The organism is Sphingomonas colocasiae, assembly GCF_019880585.1.
Classification (GTDB): domain Bacteria; phylum Pseudomonadota; class Alphaproteobacteria; order Sphingomonadales; family Sphingomonadaceae; genus Sphingobium_A; species Sphingobium_A colocasiae.
The window spans coordinates 63,530-81,498 of record NZ_JAINVV010000008.1 but is presented as its reverse complement, the minus strand read 5'-3'; the positions used below and the strand labels follow the sequence as shown (position 1 = coordinate 81,498).

The 17,969-nt window shown below is 63.7% G+C and carries 7 protein-coding genes; 1 reads left to right on the top strand and 6 read right to left on the bottom strand.

From position 1 onward, the window contains the following. Nucleotides 1-164 precede the first annotated feature (164 nt). The 6 genes from K7G82_RS16185 to K7G82_RS16160 all read right to left on the bottom strand — a co-directional run bounded on the left by K7G82_RS16185 (nt 165) and on the right by K7G82_RS16160 (nt 9,078). Nucleotides 165-2,930 (bottom strand): DUF5906 domain-containing protein, encoded by a 2,766-nt coding sequence (locus K7G82_RS16185; protein ID WP_222990958.1) that lies wholly within the window; start codon nt 2,928-2,930, stop codon nt 165-167. Nucleotides 2,931-3,255: 325 nt separating this feature from the next. Further along, nucleotides 3,256-3,894, bottom strand: a complete 639-nt coding sequence (locus tag K7G82_RS16180) for a hypothetical protein (RefSeq protein WP_222990957.1) — start codon at nt 3,892-3,894, stop codon at nt 3,256-3,258. A gap of 466 nt (nt 3,895-4,360) precedes the next feature. Continuing rightward, nucleotides 4,361-5,107: a hypothetical protein gene (locus K7G82_RS16175; protein WP_222990956.1), complete on the bottom strand. Its 747-nt coding sequence runs from the start codon at nt 5,105-5,107 to the stop codon at nt 4,361-4,363. A 50-nt stretch (nt 5,108-5,157) separates the two neighbouring features. After that, entirely contained in the window at nt 5,158-6,354 is a 1,197-nt protein-coding gene (locus tag K7G82_RS16170) for a tyrosine-type recombinase/integrase (protein WP_222990955.1), read from the bottom strand. A gap of 334 nt (nt 6,355-6,688) precedes the next feature. After that, nucleotides 6,689-8,476: a hybrid sensor histidine kinase/response regulator gene (locus tag K7G82_RS16165; protein WP_222990954.1), complete on the bottom strand. Its 1,788-nt coding sequence runs from the start codon at nt 8,474-8,476 to the stop codon at nt 6,689-6,691. Beyond that, nucleotides 8,473-9,078 (bottom strand): response regulator, encoded by a 606-nt coding sequence (locus tag K7G82_RS16160; RefSeq protein ID WP_222990953.1) that lies wholly within the window; start codon nt 9,076-9,078, stop codon nt 8,473-8,475. The genes K7G82_RS16165 and K7G82_RS16160 overlap by 4 nt, the downstream gene beginning before the upstream one ends. A gap of 200 nt (nt 9,079-9,278) precedes the next feature. On the opposite strand from K7G82_RS16160, the gene K7G82_RS16155 reads away from it, so the two are divergent. Further along, the gene (locus K7G82_RS16155) at nt 9,279-17,855 is read left to right on the top strand and encodes an Ig-like domain-containing protein (protein ID WP_222990952.1); all 8,577 of its coding nucleotides are present in this window, start codon (nt 9,279-9,281) and stop codon (nt 17,853-17,855) included. Nucleotides 17,856-17,969 lie beyond the last annotated feature (114 nt).

The window sequence follows — 17,969 nt, the reverse complement described above, 5'->3', positions numbered from 1 at the left end:
TGGGAGCGTGACTAAATAAAAGATTCTCTACTTTTCTTCTCTTTCCTATGGTCAGTATGGTTGGGGTGGTCGGGCAAAAAAAGCCGAGGACTTCAGCCGGGTACACTGCATGTTGTCCGACCAGATGTCGGCCACCCCTACGCTCAAGGGGTGGCCGATAACCGTTACATTTTGGGCTGTACCCTGTCGGGAGCGGGCGCGCGCTCGATCGTGGTCCGGAACTCTCGCTCGAATGCGGCGCAGCATTCTTCATAGGAAGGAAAGACGAAAAACCACTTCCGGGAGCCGTCGCTTTGCCGGACTCGCGTCGCCGTGAGCTTACCGCCTGTTATTTCTTTAAGCCGCTTCGCCCACATACTTTTTGACAGAATGCTCGTCCTAGCTGCTGTTCCGTTGTCCTCGCACCAGCCGCGATAACGCTGATACAAAGCGTCCTTAGCGACTGGGTCGGTCCAGGCGTTCACCGCCCCATCGGCCCACTCGATACCGCCGTCCAACAAAATCTCATGCCACCACGAAACTACCGGCTCCTTGTCCATGTCATAGCTCGCCAGTTCCCGGAACAAAGGTGTTTTCGGGATCGCGCGAACGTTGAACCCCGACAAGTCGGTGTGGAGAAGATCGTACATAAGTGCCTCGTACCCGCCGGACTCCAGTTCGGCGTGCATACGCAGCCACACCTTGCCCCGCGCTTCCTCGTCACCGTTAAACGGATCGCTCACGTTCAGAACAAGATATCGCCGATCATCCGGGGCGATTTTCACCGGAGAAAACGCGTTGCTCGTCATCGCCATGAACGTACGGTTTTCTCCAGTCCACTGCGCTTTATATTTGTCGATATAATCAATCATATCGTTAGTGATGTAATTGTTCAGCCGTCGATTTTGATCCTCGGTGCGCACTTCGATTTCTTCAGCTTGCACAAAGAGCTTATCTTGCAGAATCCCGTTGTTGCGTCCTGCGAGATTATCGGGATCCGAAATCGATACGCTGTACGGAGCTAGAAGATTGCGAATGACCGTTGTCAGGGTGGTCTTCATGGCGCCTCGCGGGCCTCTAAAGATCACAGCGACCGGAACGAATGTATTGAGATTCTGAAATCGGTAAGCCAGCAGCTTCCACAGATAGTCATTGCGTATTTCATTTTCAGCTGAAATCCGATCGATCAGAATGCGAAATTCCCGATAGCTACCGGCATTCTTTACAGGTCGGATTTTGAAACCCTGGAACATATTGAACTGGCTGGGGCCGACTTCCAGGCCCGGGCGGAAAACAAGCTCCTGCGGGCTTATCCGTTGGTGCAGCGACCAGAGATCGAAGATCGACATCTCCTTCTTCCCGTCGAAGCCTTTAACTCGTCGCGACTTATAGAGGGTTTTCATAGTGTCTTCACTTACCCGTTCGACTTGATAAGAGCCGTCCTCCATCCTCTTCTGGACGCCGATCTTCACATTGTCGCCCTGCTGGAATTTGCGATGTTCGGCTTCGAATGCCGCGAGTTCTGCTTCGGCGATGGCGTCGGGGGCAGGCCGCCAGCCGTTCCCATCGTCAGATTTTGCCGAGGACTCGCGCCACGCCCGCCAAAACAGGTCGCGTACCAGCATCGGCGTGGGGAAAGGCTGGAGAACGAACTGATCGAAGATCTGCTCGACCTCTCCCTCACAAAACTTCCCGTGCCGCTCGCGATCACTCTTCGACCATGCGATCGCAATGCCGAGTCCATCGGTGCCAAACGCATGGAAGATGCAGCCCAGAATGCCAAGCCAGGTTCCGCGCCGACAGCCGGAATCAATCCGCTTAAGCGCTTCCTCCACCGCCGAGACGACATGGTGCTTATTCCGCAGATGGCCGTCTGGCAGGCGAAGAGGGGGCCAATGCAACACGTCGTGCTGGCTGCGCATGGCGTGCTTCACCGCGTCCCATTCGACAGCCGGGGCGTTGGTTACCGCCACCGCCAGATCCTCCGCTGACACTCCGTTTTCGAGCGCATCGGCCAGATCCCATCCATCCGGAAGGCCGGAGGGCAGCTTTACGATCCTGACGGAGCGAGCGCGCACCGCAAACGCCTGTGCGGCGACACTTTCCGCGTATTGCTTACCGGCGGCATCGTTGTCGCCTACGATCGTCACGTCGCGATCGTGCATGCATGACCAGTCAGAATGGTGAGGGTTCTGCGCGCCGCACAGCGATGTCGTAGGCACAAAGCTCGGGAACAGCGCTCCGGCTGCCTCCCGGGTCTTCTCGCCTTCGACGTGGAGAATCGGCGCATCTGTCCGCGACAGTACTTCGTCTTGACCGACGAGGGGCCAAGGCCCTTTGGGCAGGCCAACAACCGCCACTACGTTACCGTCGACATTCCGCACAGCATGCACTTGCCGAATGATCTTGCTGTTTGCGCCAGCTTCGGTCCAATCGCCGCGAACGACGACAGCGATCGTGCCGGACGAGGTCGTCGCCCGGTACATTGTTTTTTTCTGCGCTTTGCCGCGAATAAGATCCAGCATGCGCATAACGTCCGGATAGTCAGCGTTGTAGACGCCTTCGTTCAACCTCGCGCTGATCGCCTCCAGCATCGCGTGCGGCATAGGCTCGAGCAGATCGTCGTTGTACCGGAATGCGCGGGGAGCGACGCGCTTGGACTTGGTCGCAACCCTGTGCTGAGAGCAACCCCGATCACAGGTCAGGGTCATGACGCCAGCGGTGTTTCTGTGTGCGGTCGCAATTACAGTTCCGCCTTTGCAGCACGGGCAACTGAACGTGGAAGGCGGCATGCCTTCTCGCCACGGGATAACAGGAGTATCGGCCCCCATTTCGTTTGCCAGATAGGAGGGATTGCCCCATGGCTGGATACCGCCGAGATAGGCGCGCAGCTCGGACGACAGTGCTTCGAACGGCACTTCGCCGGCATTTTCAGAGTCAAAGATTTCCATAAATAAGGCAGGTCCCTACGATGCGCGATCGTCGCGCGTGGATGTTGGAGGCGCCCCGGACTGGGCCGGGACGGTGGAATGCGACCGCCGCGCGCGGATGGCCTGCCTGCCTTCACCCCTGCGCGACGGTCGCGGCGTCCGGGCAAAGCCCTGCCGTGGTCCACCCAGCTGTATTACCAGCCGGGTGGGCCGTGGACCAATGCGCAGAAAAGGCAGTTTGGCGGCTCTTGCTCAATCGCCTGGACAGCCCGCGCGGTTTGGAGTTCAGGACCCCGCGCTAAGACAGCTAGAGATCTTGCGGTCGCGATAGTTGATCAGAAATGCATCAGCTGCGATCGCGGTTGTGCCACGAGCTGCCGATTACAAGCGAATAGTTCTCCGCAATGTCGGCGTCCGTGAACGGCCAGCCAAGCGACTTAAGGGCCGTATGCACGAAGTCTGCGCAACTGCCTTGGACGATAACCGGCTGCCGCCGACCCCCGACAATACGAAAGTCTGATCGAGACGCACTGTGACCGGTGTATTTGCGGAAAAGTTCCGCCAGCCCGTCCCGCATCAGTGTCAGAATTTTGGAGGCGTCGATAGGCTCAACTCTGGTTCCAGCGGCAGGTGGGAGCTGGCCTTCGGCAGCCCAAGCAGCTCTGATCAGTGCCCAGCCGACCTCCATCCCATGTCGATCGAAGAAGTCCAGATGGCCGGCCGTTTCGAACGTGTCCTCGTCAAGCAACGCCAGTTCCTCGATATGCAGGTTGTGGCGACCAGTGAGCGCGCGAAGTTCCGTGCCGAAAGGTCGCTGAAGAGCGAGTTCGGCACCATCGGCGTATGGCAAGGAGAACCTCTCGGGACGAAAGGCGGGGAGGGCGCCGGCTAAATCGTTGGCCTGATTGTCGTTCAGACCAAATTTCTGAGCCATGAGCTCGGTAACCTTGTAGGTGTCCGGTAGGTTGGCGATATCGATAGTCATGCAAAAACAATCCTAGAATTACGGACGCAGAGCTGCGATCGCCGCAGCGCGTGCCGGCGTGGTTCAGTTCGGAAGAGAGTAGGCGTTGGATGGGCGCGCGGTCTGGCCGAAGGCGCGTTATGGGCTAAGAATTTGGGGGCGGTCTGGCGCGCTGATCGAACACGCCTCTGGACGCTGCATTGTCGCTGATCGAGGCGGGAGTCCGCGATGTCGGCGCAATTGCCAACGGTTGTTGCGCAACCCGGTTAAGGCGATTCCGATGCTCGCGGCGGGGATCGTTCCCGGTGGCCAATTCGACCGCCTCTTCACCATTACCGGCGCGAGCGGTCGAAACCCTGCTGAGACTGTGATCATGGTGGGGCACTGGTCGTCCTTTCGGAAAGCCGAATTGGCGACAGACCAGATACACAACATTTTGAGTGATCGCTAATAGTCTATTGGAGTAAATAATGGCCGCGTCGGCAACTTATTTTTCGCTGATAAGGATAGGACGCCGTTTCCCCCGTCGTGCATGTATGTTTGGCGTGCCCGGAGCTTTGTCGACGACCGCCCATGCCGTCGCCAGTTGGGAGAGTGTGAAATTGATGCCGCAGCATGACAGAATGTCGAATACGAATGCCTCGCAAAGACCTGTGAGGCGGTCAGGGCCGGTTGGCTTGTCAGCATGGTTCTTCAGGGCGATCATCGTCCACGAACGACCCTCCGATTTGATCCAGTAGTCGCGGCAAGCGGCAACAGCGCGCTGGAGAGTCGGCTGCCCGAATCTACCACGAGGAAGTTTTTTTCGAACTGGGATCGCTCGAAGTTCGTCAATCCACTCCAAAAAATTCAATTCACTCAAGTCATGATGAAAAGTGTATAATTTAATAAGTTCTGGCGGGAGAAATAACACGCTTGGATGACCTGCATTAACATCGTAAACCGCTTCCATCAAAGTAGGGCTGTCTTGAAGTAGGTCGAGAATCGCTTCTACTTGCCCTTGCATGCTCCGCAGTATGCGATCAATGGACGAGGCATTCTTCAGAAACTCGTTTGTAAGTTTATAAATATCTCGTCGTCGTGTTCCTTGATTGGCAGCTTGTTCTGTATCCTCTTGGTCTCGTACATGTAATGCGTTGAGATACATCACTAGATCGTCGTATCCAAATTCATCCCGCAGCTCGTAATAATCACTGAACGCTGCCCACATCTGAGAATAAGCGAGCGAAGTCATGACCGGACGCTTCTTTGTATCCTTCTTTGCTCGTGGCGGCTTCCCAGTCCCTACGCCCCGACCACCCTCACCACGTGCTGTTCCCATCGCTCCAACCCCTCTCGCCGTTCGGCGAGGGCATCGTAACGATCGTAGATTCTGTCAATTCTGCCCTCGCTGTGACCGATGATTTTTCGGCAGACGGACGCCGTCACGCCAAGCCGGGCTAGGCCGGAACGCATCGTGCGCCTCAGATCGTGAAGCCTGAAATTGCTGACGCCGGACAAGCGGTCGAGCTCCTGCTTCGCCTTCGAATATCCACAGCTGAAGGTGGCGCCCCCATCGGTGGTGAACACGAACGCATCATCGCCATGCCGGGGCAGGCTGGCGAGCGTTTCCATTACAAGTGGCGGCAGGGGCACCAGATGCGGGCGGCCATTCTTCGTTTGGGCCAGATGCCACTCGTCGCCGACGATGTGCGACCAGCGCAAGGATGCCGTCTCGGTGCGACGCTGGCCGAGCAGGATCAGGCACCGGATGAGCTGGCCGTAGGGATCGCCCATGCGGAAGGTCGCTCGCCAGACGGCACCTAGCTCCGCGTCGGTCAGGACTCGATCGCGATCGATGTTCTTGGCTGGGGGGCGGATACGCTCGGCCGGGTTGACCGAGATCATCTCGCGATCGTGCGCCCAGCGATACGCCATGGCAAGGTATTTGCGGACCGTGATCGCCGCATAGGGCGTGCCGGCCATGACAAGCCCATCAAGCACGTCGATAATCTGGCGACGAGTTATCTCCTCCGCCGGCAGCGGCATGAAGTGCTGAACCGCCGCGTGTCGAAGACCCGCATCAATCGCCCGCCAGGACCGCGTGTTTGGCTTGGCATGCAGCTCGACATAGCGCTCGATCATCTGCGCGTACGTGATGAGCGAAGTGACGGCGACCGTCCGAGCTTTCGGGGGTGAGGTTTCAACGGGCCGCAACCGTGCCTGGACGGGCGCCGGCGCGGGCAGGCTGCCCTCATCGGCCGCGCGCCATAGCTCCAGCGTCTGTCTGCGAGCGTCCCTCAGGCTCAGCCGCGGAAACTGGCCCAGCGTGTAGCGCCGAAGCCGCCCCTCCACTCGAACGAGCGCAGAGAAGGATCGAACGTCGCTTTCGGAGATGCGTAGCTGAAGTCCCGGGCACAGGATGTCACTGTGAGAAACCCGACCTGTTCGCGGCGCCTTTCGTGCCCATATCCACTTCTCGGTAAACCTGTGCCTTGCCATGCTCGTCCTCGCTTGTCGCTTGTCGAGCCGGGTCGATATTTATCGTCAGGAATCGGGGGCAATCGGCATCGATGCGGAGCGGCGCTCACCGAGCAATGTCGATCGGCTAGGACGATTTCACCCCATTTTCTGGGGTAACCGTGGGGTAATTTCGGTCGCATTTCGTGGCGTTGGCGCAAATGCGTCGAGATAAAAAGTGTTTAAAATCAAGGGAGTTTTGGTCTTCCTCAATGGTAGAGCACTAGCCTTCCAAGCTTGTGATGCGGGTTCGATCCCCGCTACCCGCTCCACCGCTACCGCATGTCGGCATATCCGACCCCCGTAGCGAGGCATTTCATCTTGAAAGCTCGCGGACGATGGCTTCGAGCAAGCGATCGGGTGGAGTTGGCTTGTATAATATTTCGATATCCTCGCGCGCGGCCTCTGCGATCCGCGCCGGGTGGGTCTCGCCGGTAATCAGGAGCGCGCCGATCCGCCGGCCGCTTTGCGCGCGCAGCAGCCGGATGGCTTCGGCGCCATCTTCTCCAGCGCGCAGGCGCAGGTCGCAGATCAGAAGATCGGGCACATGCTTTCGGGCGCTGTCTTGCCCCTCGGCGATGGTCTCGACGGTATCGACCGAATAGCCGGCGTGGCGCAGCAGGGCGCCGAGCCCGATGCGGATGGTTTCGTCGTCGTCGATGACCAGGATATGGGCGGGGGATCGGGCCGTGCCCCCGGCGAGCGCGCGGCCCGGTTCGGATGGCGCACCCCCTGCGATGCCGTCGGCATCGGCGGGCGCCAAGGGCAGGGCGAATCGGAATACGCTGCCGCGCCCCTCGATCGATGCCAGGGTGATCTCGCTGCCGATCAGGCGGGCGAGACGCCGGGCGATCGCCAGTCCCAGCCCCAATCCTTTCCGGTGATCTCGCTCCGGATTGCCGAGCTGGACGAAATCGCTGAAGATCGCCTCGCGCTGATCGGCGGGAATGCCCTCGCCACTGTCCCAGACCTCCACCATGATCCGTGCGCCGCGTCGGCGGCATCCGATCAGTACCCCGCCTGTGGTGGTGTAGCGTATCGCGTTGCTGACCAGATTGTGCAGGATGATCTTGACCAGGCCCGGATCGGCTTCGACCATCGCGTCGCAGTCGCGCGTGCGATAGAAGAGTTTCTTCTCGTCGGCGGTGATCCCGATTTCCTCTTCGACCTGGCGCAGCGCCTCGTTGATCGGAAAGGTCCGGGGGCGCGGCACGATCACCCCGGCCTCGGCGCGCGAGAAGTCGAGCAGCGCATCCAGCATCTCGCTCGATGCGCGAAGCGCCGACCTTGCCAGTCCGAGCGTCTCGCGTTGCGCGGCGTTCAGCCTGGATCCGTCGAGCAGCGCCAGGAACAGGCCCAGCGCATGGATCGGCTGACGCAGATCGTGGCTGGCGGCCGCCAGGAAGGTCGACTTGGCGGCATCGGCCGCCTCGGCGCTCCGCACTTCCTTTTCCAGCCGGTGCACCAGCTGCGCGTTGGTGAAGCGCAGCAGGATCGACTGACGATAGGATTGGCCCGCGATCCGAGTGTTCATGAAGATGCCGATTCCGAAAACGATGCTCAGCAGCGGCGCGTACTGGATATAGGGATCGTCGCCCGGGATCGCGCGGAGATAGATGAACGTCATCAGCTGCACCAGCGCGAAGGTGGCGATATAGGCGGCATGCACGCGCGGCAGGGCGCCATAGGTCGTGACGCCACCGCTCACCGCGCCGGCCAGGATGACCATCACGAACGGTATCTCTCCCGGGGTGGCGTGCGGCGCCACCAGCCAGATCAGGCTTGCCCAGCCGGCGGCATGGGGCATCTGGCTCAGGATCAGCCTCCGTGCCATGCCTTCGGGATTCCGCTCGATACTGTCTTCCGAGAAGAACCAGCGCATTTCCGCGAAGGTCGCGAGCTTGAGCGCGATCTGCACCGCCAGCCAGATCAGGATGGGCAGGCCCTGATCGTGCAATACCGCCGCGACAAAGATCGACAGGAACATCATCGTCCAGCCCGCGCGACCGACGGTGCGATAGACGATACGCACCTGCTCGATCAGCACTTCCCGCTCGGAGATCGGCTCGTCGTGAGCGGAAATCGCGGTCGATGCCGCGCTCAAAGGATGCCCGCTTTCTGGGCCTCGAACACGGCCTGCGCGCGGCTGGATACCTGCAGGACCTTGAGGATCAGCTGGACATGCCCGCGCACGGTGAATTCCGAAATATCCATCCGGTTGGCGATCGCCTTGTTCGAATGGCCTTCGCGCAGATAGCCCAGCACCTCGAGCTGGCGGCCGGTCAGCGCCGCCCCGGCTGGGCTCTGCCCCTCCGAGGTCGATCTGCTGGCCTCGCGGGCGCGCGGCGCGAGATCGCGGATGGCGCCGATCAGGCGTTCGGGCGCCTCGGACTTCAGGATCGCGATATCGCCGCCCGCCTCGATCGCGCGCGCGATCTCCGCATCGTTCTGCACCGACGTGACGACGATGATCCTGCTGCCCGGCCAACGCAGGCGCAGCAGCGGGATGGCATCATGCCCGCCGACCCCGGGCAGATGCAGGTCGAGAAGGATGATGTCGGGCGCCGCGGTCAGCATTTCCAGCGCCTGGCCGAGCGAGGCGAACGACGCGAACACCACGCCGCGAAACGCACCCTTCACGATCAGTTCGATGCCGGTGCGGAACAGGCTGTGATCGTCGATGGAAACGACCGTGAAGGGCATCATCGGTTCACCGGCTTCGCTGGCCGGGGCCAGGCATTGAGGGAAAGCCATGGACGGGCTTGGTCGATGGCGGACGGAATGGCGATGCCGGCACCTTAATCGGCGATAATCGTCTTGTCGGCAGTCAATATTGACCGGTCCTGCGCGCCGCCGGTCAATCTGTAGCATTGCACCGAACGGGTCGTTTCGGGCTCAAGCTCGGCATGGCAAGGATCGGGGGAATCGCGGCATTCGCCGCAGGCATCGTCACGCAGGCACGCGATCGCGCGCGGCAATCCGGGGTGGGGGCAGCTTTGCTGCTGCTCGCGATCGGGTTGCTGCGAAGCATCGTCGTCGCGGCCTGCCGGGCCCGTCGCGCCGTTCTTGGCGCCTTCCTGCTCTGCGCCGCGCTCGCGCCTGGCGCCGCTTGGGCCTCCGCCGCGTGCAATGCATTCAATGCCGGAAACTACAGCGGAAGCTTCGCAAGCGGAAGCACCACCCTCGCCGGCATATTGAACGGAAAGGTCGGCGACGTCATCCAGTATAGCTGGACATCCAGGAACAACGCATATCCGTATTTCTGGTCGCAGAACATAACCTATGTTTCGGGCCGTGTCATGGGATCCGGGAGCGGATCGGGAAGCTTCAAGCCCACCGCCGCCAATTATGACATCTCCTATGGCAATAACGGCCAGGGGGGCTCGGTCAACTTCACCATCACCTGTATCCCGATTCCGACCATCACTTCGCTGAACACCACCTCCGGCTCGGCTTCGGGCGGTACGACGGTTACGGTGACGGGCAATGATTTTGTGAACGGCGCCACCGTGTTGGTCGACGGCGCCGCTGCGAGCAACGTCAACGTCATCAGCAAGACGTCGCTCAGCTTCGTCACGCCTCCCCATGCCGCGGGGGTTGTCAACGTCCAGATCACCAACGCAGGCGGAACCACCGCCACCTTGAACAACGCCTTCACCTATGTGGCGTCATCGGCGTCGACCATAAGCTCGCTGTCGGCGACTGCCGGCCCGATCGCGGGCGGGACGAGCGTGACGGCGACGGGAACCGGCTTTGTTGCCGGAAACACCAGTATCACGATCGGCGGTACCGTCATTCCGGCCGCCAATGTCACGGTCTCCAGTCCCACATCGTTGAGCTTCGTCACGCCCGCCCATGCGGCGGGCAACGTCATCGTGACGGCCACGATGCCGGACGGAATGACCGATCCGGTGGTGGGCGGGTTCACCTATCTCGCCGTGCCCACTGGGCTGGCGCTGACGCCGGTTTTCGGGCCGACCGCGGGCGGCACGTCGCTATTCGTGGCGGGAAGCGGCTTCTTCGCCGGTCAGACCAGCGTGACGATCGGCGGCATCCTGGTTCCGGCAAGCAGCGTGACCGTCAGCGGCACCACCTCGCTCAGGTTCAACACGCCTGCCCATGCGGCGGGCAGTGTCGCCTTGACCATCTCGACACCCGGCGGCACGACCGCGCCGGTCTCCGCCGGGTTCACCTATGCCGATGTGCCGACGGCAACCGCGCTGTCGCCGAACGGCGGACCGATTGCGGGCGGCACGGCCGTGACGGTGACCGGAACCAGTTTCGTCGCGGGCAAGACCAGCGTGACGATCGGCGGCACCGTCATCCCGGCCGCCAGCGTGGCGGTCGCCAGCGAAACGTCGCTGACTTTCAGCACGCCCGCGCGTGCGGCGGGCAATGTCGCGGTGACGGTCACCAACCCTGCGGGGACGAGCGCCAATGTGCCCGGTGGCTTCACCTATGCCGCCGTCCCGACCGCAAGCGCGCTGTCGGTGAGCAGCGGACCGATGACGGGCGACACGTCGGTGACGCTGACGGGCACCAACTTCTTTGCCGGCAGCACCAGCGTGACGATCGGTGGTGTCCTGGTTCCGGCCGGCAGCGTCACCGTCAACAGCGCCACATCGCTGACCTTCAACACGCCCGCGCATGCAGCGGGCAATGTCGCGGTGTCGGTCACGGCCCCTGGTGGGACGAGTAGCGCGGTGCCGGGCGGGTTCACCTATGTCGCGCCGCCGATCGCGGCGGGCTTCGCGCTCGAGGTCCCGGCGGAGGTGCCGACGCCGATCGGCCTGTCCGACATGATCACCGGCGGCCATCACACCAGCATCGAGATCACGATGCAGCCGGCGCACGGCACGGCCGAGCTCGCGGGCGAGCAGGTGACCTATACCCCGAACGCCGGTTTCGCGGGCCCCGACAGCTTCGCCTATAAGGCGATCGGGATTGGCGGCAGTTCACCGCCGGCGACCGTGAGCCTGACTGTCAAGCCGGTCGACCAGACCATCACCTTCGATCCGCTGGCGGATGCGTCGCTCTCCAACTCGCCGCTGACGCTGGCGGCAACGGCGAGTTCAGGCCTGGCGGTGAGCTTCACATCGGCCACGACCCAGATCTGTTCGGTGACAGGCGCCGCGCTGACGCTGCTCCGGACCGGCATCTGCACGATCGATGCGGATCAGGCCGGCGGCGGAAGCTGGGCGGTGGCGCCGACGGTGTCGCGCAGCTTCACCGTGACCCCCGAAATCCTGGTGATCGCCACCGGCCCCGCTTCGGGGGCGAAGGTGGGCGCGACCTATAGCCAGGCCAATACCGGCTCGGGCGGCATCGCACCCTATTCCTATGCACTCGCCGTTCCCGGCTCGCTTCCGCCCGGCACTGTGCTCGATCCCGCGACCGGCACCGTTTCGGGCACGCCGACGACGGCCGGTTCGTTCAGCTATGCCGTGATGGCATCAGACAGCCAGGCTCCGGCCGTCTCCATATCCGGCAATGTCAGCGTCACGATCACCAGGGGCGATCAGACGATCAGCTTCACTTCGGCGGCACCGGCCGCATCGGTAGGCGGTGTACCCTACACCGTGAGCGCTGCCGCGACATCGGGACTGCCGGTGACCCTGTTGCTCGACGGCGCCAGCACCGGCTGTGCGCTCACCGGGAACACTGTAACCTTCACTGCCACGGGCACCTGCAGGATCGACGCCAACCAGGCGGGCGATTCCAACTGGAACGTCGCGTCTCAGGTTCAGCAGAGCTTCACGGTCGGCGCGGCGATCGCGATCACCGCATCGACGGACTTCATGCCCGGCTCGCTGGCGGCCGGTGCGGCGGGTACGATGACGATCAGCTTCAGCAATCCCAATGCAACGAGCAGCGCGCCCCTGACTGCGGTGCTCGGCGTGCCTGTACTCGTGACGCGCCTGAACGGCGCACCGGGCGGTACCTGCGGAATCGGATCGATGGCGACTCCGATCCCGATCATCGTCCAGTTCAACGACGTGGTCGTGCCGAATGGCGGCTGCACCATCACGCTCGATTATATCGGCACCACGCCAGGCTCGACCACGGGCTTCAAGCTCGGCCTGTCCACACCCAAGGGCTATTCGCAAAGCTCGGCGACCGGCAGCAGCGGCTTCGTCGTGGTGCCGAGCGTGACCGGCATCTCACCCAACTCCGGCCCGGTCGGCCAGGTCGTGACGATTTCCGGTACCGGCTTCAGCACCACGCCCAGCGACAATCTGGTCAGCTTCGGCTCGACGGTGGGGATCGTCGAAGCCGCGAGCGCGACTTCACTCACGGTCGCCGCGCCGACAATCGGCTCCGGCGCCGCAGCCGTCAGCGTGACAGTCAACGGCCAGACCAGCACCGACAGTGCGACCTACATTTTCATCGACAAGCCGATCGCCGCCGACAAGAGCGGCGTGACGGTGCCTTATGCGGGCACCGGCACCGCGATCGACCTGTCGGGGTCGATCACCGGCGGGCCGCATACGGCGATCGCGATCGGCACTGCGGCGAGGAACGGCACGGTCACCATTGCCGGCGATGTCGTGACCTACACGCCGGTTGCCACCTACTATGGCGCGGACAGCTTCACCTATGTCGCGACGGGCCCCGGAGGCACCTCCGCGCCCGCGACGGTGACGCTGAGCATCGCGACCCCATCCGCGCCGGTCGTCGCCGACAGGAGCGGCGTGGCGGTGCCCTATGCCAGCACCGGCATCGCGATCGACCTGTCCGGTTCGATCGCCGGCGTGCATTCGAACATCGCGATCGACACCGCGCCCGCGCATGGCACCGTGGCCATCGCGGGCGATGTGGTGACCTACACGCCGGCCGCTACCTATTACGGCGTGGACAGCTTCACCTATCTCGCGACCGGTCCCGGTGGCACCTCCGCACCCGCGACGGTGACGCTGAACGTCGCGATCCCATCCGCACCGACTGTCGCCGACAGGAGCGGCGTGGCGGTGCCTTATGCCGGCACCGGCATCGCGATCGATCTGTCGAACTCGATCACCGGCGTGCATTCGAACATCGCGATCGGCACGGCGCCCGCGCATGGCACCGTGGCCATTGCCGGCGACGTGGTGACCTATACGCCGGCCGCCACCTATTATGGCGCGGACAGCTTCACCTGGGTGGCGACGGGCCCCGGAGGCACGTCCGCGCCCGCGACGGTGACGCTGAGCATCGCGACCCCATCCGCGCCGGTCGTCGCCGACAAGGCCGGTGTGGCCGTGCCTTACGCGGGTACCGGCACGGCGATCGACCTGTCGGGTTCGATCACCGGTGTGCATTCGGGCATCGTGATCGGCACGGCGCCCGCGCATGGCACCGTGGCCATCGCCGGCGACGTGGTGACCTACACGCCGGCCGCCACCTATTACGGTGCGGACAGCTTCACCTGGGTGGCGACCGGCCCCGGCGGCACCTCCGCACCGGCGAAAGTCACACTGGACGTCGCGAGTCCGACCGCGCCGATCGCAGTCGACAAGAGCCGGGTGGCGGTGCCCTATGGCAGCACCGGCACCGCGATCGACCTGTCGGGCTCGATCACCGGTGTGCATTCGGGCATCGCGATCGGCGCCGCGCCGGTGCATGGCACCGTGGCCATTGCGGGCGATGTGGTCACCTATACGCCGGCTGCCGCCTATCACGGGGTAGACAGCTTCACCTTTGTCGCGATTGGCCCTGGCGGCAGGTCTGCGCCCGCGAAAGTCACGCTGAACGTCACGGTTCCGCCTGCGCCGATCGCCGCCGACAAGGCCGGCGTGGCTGTGCCCTACGCCGGCACCGGCACGGTGATCGACCTGTCGGATTCGATCAGCGGCGTGCATTCGGGCATCGCGATCGGCACGGCGCCCGCGCATGGCACCGTGGCCATCGCCGGCGACGTGGTGACCTACACGCCGGCCGCCACTTATCACGGCGCGGACAGCTTCACTTATGTCGCGACGGGCCCCGGCGGTACGTCCGCGCCCGCGACGGTGACGCTGAATGTCGCGCTTCCATCCGTGCCGGTCGTCGCCGACAGGGCCGGCGTGACTGTGCCTTATGCCGGTACCGGCACCGCGATCGACTTGTCGGGTTCGATCACCGGTGTGCATTCGGGCATCGCGATCGGCGCCGCGCCGGTACATGGCACCGTGGCCATCGCCGGCGACGTGGTGACCTACACACCGGCTGCCACCTATCACGGCGCGGACAGCTTCACTTATGTCGCAACCGGCCCCGGTGGTACGTCCACGCCCGCGACGGTGACGCTGAGCATCGCGACCCCATCCGCGCCGATCGTCGCCGACAGGAGCGGCGTGGCGGTGCCTTATGCCGGCACCGGCACGGCGATCGACCTGTCGGACTCGATCACCGGTGTGCATTCGGGCATCGTGATCGGCACCGCGCCTGCGCATGGCACCGTGGCCATTGCGGGCGACGTGGTCACTTACACGCCGGCCGCCACCTATTACGGCGCGGACAGCTTCACCTATGTCGCGACGGGCCCCGGCGGCACTTCTGTGCCTGCCACGGTGACGCTGAGCGTCGCGCTTCCAGCTGCACCGATCGTCGCGGACAGGAACGGTGTAGCCGTGCCTTATGCGGGTGGCGGCATGGCGATCGATCTGTCGGGCTCGATCACCGGTGTGCATTCGGGCATCGCGATCGGCACGGCGCCTGCGCATGGCACCGCGGCCATCGCCGGCGACGTGGTGACCTACACGCCGGCCGCCACCTATTACGGTGCGGACAGCTTCACCTATGTCGCAACCGGCCCTGGCGGCACCTCCGCGCCCGCCACGGTGACCTTGAACGTCGCGCTTCCGCCTGCGCCGACCGCCGCCGACAAAAGCGGCGTGGCCGTTCCCTATGCCGGCACGGGCACCGCGATCGATCTGTCGGGCTCGATCGCCGGCGTGCATTCGGGCATCATGATCGGCACGGCGCCCGCGCATGGCACCGTGGCTGTTGCAGGCGATGTGGTGACTTATACGCCGTCCCCTGCCTATCACGGCAGCGATAGCTTCACCTATGTCGCGATGGGCCCGGGCGGCACGTCTGCGCCCGCGACGGTGGCGCTCAACATCGCGGTTCCGCCCGCGCCGATCGTTGCCGACAAAGCCGGCGTGGCCGTGCCTTACGCGGGTACCGGCACCGCGATCGACCTGTCGGGCTCGATCACCGGGGTGTATTCAAGCATCACGATCGGCGCGGCGCCCGCGCATGGCACCGTGGCCATTGCGGGCGATGTGGTCACCTACACGCCGGCCGCCACCTATTACGGCGCGGACAGCTTCACCTGGGTGGCGACCGGCCCCGGCGGCACCTCTGCGCCTGCGACGGTGACGCTGAGCGTCGCGGTGCCGCCTGTCCCGATTGCTGTCGACAAGACCGGCGTGGCGGTGCCTTATGCCGGCACCGGCACCGCGATCGACCTGTCGGGCTCGATCACCGGGGTGTATTCGGGCATCGCGATCGGCACGGCGCCCGCGCATGGCACCGTGGCCATTGCGGGCGATGTGGTGACCTACACGCCGGCTGCCACCTATTATGGCGCGGACAGCTTCACCTGGCTGGCGATCGGGCCCAACGGACCTTCGGCCCCGGCCAGCGTCAACCTCATCGTCGCGACGCCCGCGGCACCGGTCGCGGCATCGGGGGCGGGCGCGGTCCACGGCCGGACCACCACGGCTGGCACGAGCGTCAGCATCGATCTGTCGGCCTTGGTGACCGGCGTGTACGACACGATCCAGATCGGCATGCAGCCCGCGCAGGGCACGGTTACCCTCAATGGCGGCGCCTCGATCCCAGGCGCCAGAGTCCAGGCTGGCGTTGCGTCTTATGTCGCGACCTACACCCCTGCGGTCGGTTTCGCGGGCATGGACAGCTTCACTTTTACCGCGACAGGCCCCGGCGGCACCTCGTCGCCGGGAACCGTGACCATCACGGTGGCGGGCCAGATCCCGGTGATCATGCCCAAGATCGCCAGGACGGGCGATGGCCAAACGGTGTCGATCTTGCTCACCGACGGCGCCATCGGCGGCCCGTTCACCGGTGCGACCGTGGTCGGCATCACGCCGGCGGATTCCGCCACCACGGCGATCGTCGCGAACGGCGCGGACTATCGCCTCGACGTGACGCCGAACGACCGTTTCGGTGGGACGATCGAGATCGCCTATACGCTGAGCAATATTTTCGGGACCTCATTGCCTTCGACCGTGACGCTCACCGTCGAGGCCCGTCCCGATCCGCGCACCGATCCTGATGTCGGTGCGATCAGCGATGCCCAGTCCGAAGCGGCACGGCGTTTCGCGCGCGCGCAGGTGTCGAACTTCATGCGTCGCAACGAACAGCTCCACCATGGCGGCGGTCGCACAGGCATGGCGATGGGCCTTACGCTCGCCGCGCGCGATCCGACGGCCATGCTCCAGCGTTCCGACGATTGGAACAGGGCGCGCGCGACCCCCGATCAGATGCGCGGCTACGACACGGATTCGGTGATGGATCGTCATATGAACAGGCTGCAACCGTCGCCGATCCGGGGTGAGGTACCGGGCAAAGGCGGCACGTCCGTCGGCGTTTCGCGCGCAGCGGGCGGTTCGAACCCAAATCATGCCGCAGCCAATGCCGGCGATGACGATGGGAAGCGCCGCATCGGCTCGGTTGCAAGCTGGTTGGGGGGCGCGATCGATATCGGCACCCGGGACGCGACCACCGATCGATCCAAGGTCACCGCGACCACTTCGGGCCTCAGCGGTGGCGCAGACATCAAGCTTGCCGAAGGCCTGCTGGTCGGGGTGGGCGGCGGCTATGGCAATGACGTCAGCCGCACCGCCACGGGCGCGCGGGTGCGCGGCAAGAGCACGCTTTATGCCGCCTATGCCAGCTTCCAGCCGATCGAGAATGGGTTCGTCGACGGCATGATCGGGCGTGGTCAGCTCGATTTCACCACGCGGCGCCATGTCGCGGCGGTGAACGGCACAGCCCTGGGCAAGCGGAGCGGAGACTATAGCGTTGCCGCCCTCGCGCTTGGCATCGACCGGATGGACGGTGCGCTGATGTGGTCGCTCTACGGGCGCGGCGAATATATGGGCGCCGATCTCGATGCCTATTCGGAAACCGGGGCTGATCGCTACAATCTGCGCTTCGACGCCCGCAGGGTGGAATCGCTCACCGGCACGATCGGCGGGACGATCCAGTATCGCCGGAAGGCCGGCTTCGGTTCGATCACACCCCGGATGCGTGCGGAATGGAATCACGAGTTCGCCGATGTCGATGCGCAGTGGCTCGATTATGCCGATATCCCCGGCCTCGCGATCTATGCGCTCCAGGGCAATGGCTGGAAGCGCGAGCAATTCCAGCTCAGTCTTGGTACTCGGTTCGACATATTGAAAGGGCGCTGGCAGTTCGACGTTGAGGCCGGCCTGCGGACCGGCCAGGGCGAAAATGGCACAACGCTGCAGATCAGAGTGGGCAAGGCCTTCTGAACGACCGGCAAAGATGACCCGCCGCCGGATCGCTTGCGCTCGGCGGGGTTGAACGAGATCGGCGATGTACCGGCAGCATGGGGAGCACCGACGAGGGACCAGCCCGTCGAGAGC

Excerpts from the sequence above, each read along its gene's own strand:
- K7G82_RS16180 (WP_222990957.1), bottom strand. The coding sequence starts at position 3,894 with ATGACTATCGATATCGCCAACCTACCGGACACCTACAAGGTTACCGAG.
- K7G82_RS16160 (WP_222990953.1), bottom strand. The coding sequence starts at position 9,078 with ATGATGCCCTTCACGGTCGTTTCCATCGACGATCACAGCCTGTTCCGC.
- K7G82_RS16175 (WP_222990956.1), bottom strand. The coding sequence starts at position 5,107 with ATGACTTCGCTCGCTTATTCTCAGATGTGGGCAGCGTTCAGTGATTAT.
- K7G82_RS16170 (WP_222990955.1), bottom strand. The coding sequence starts at position 6,354 with ATGGCAAGGCACAGGTTTACCGAGAAGTGGATATGGGCACGAAAGGCG.
- K7G82_RS16185 (WP_222990958.1), bottom strand. The coding sequence starts at position 2,930 with ATGGAAATCTTTGACTCTGAAAATGCCGGCGAAGTGCCGTTCGAAGCA.
- K7G82_RS16155 (WP_222990952.1), top strand. The coding sequence starts at position 9,279 with ATGGCAAGGATCGGGGGAATCGCGGCATTCGCCGCAGGCATCGTCACG.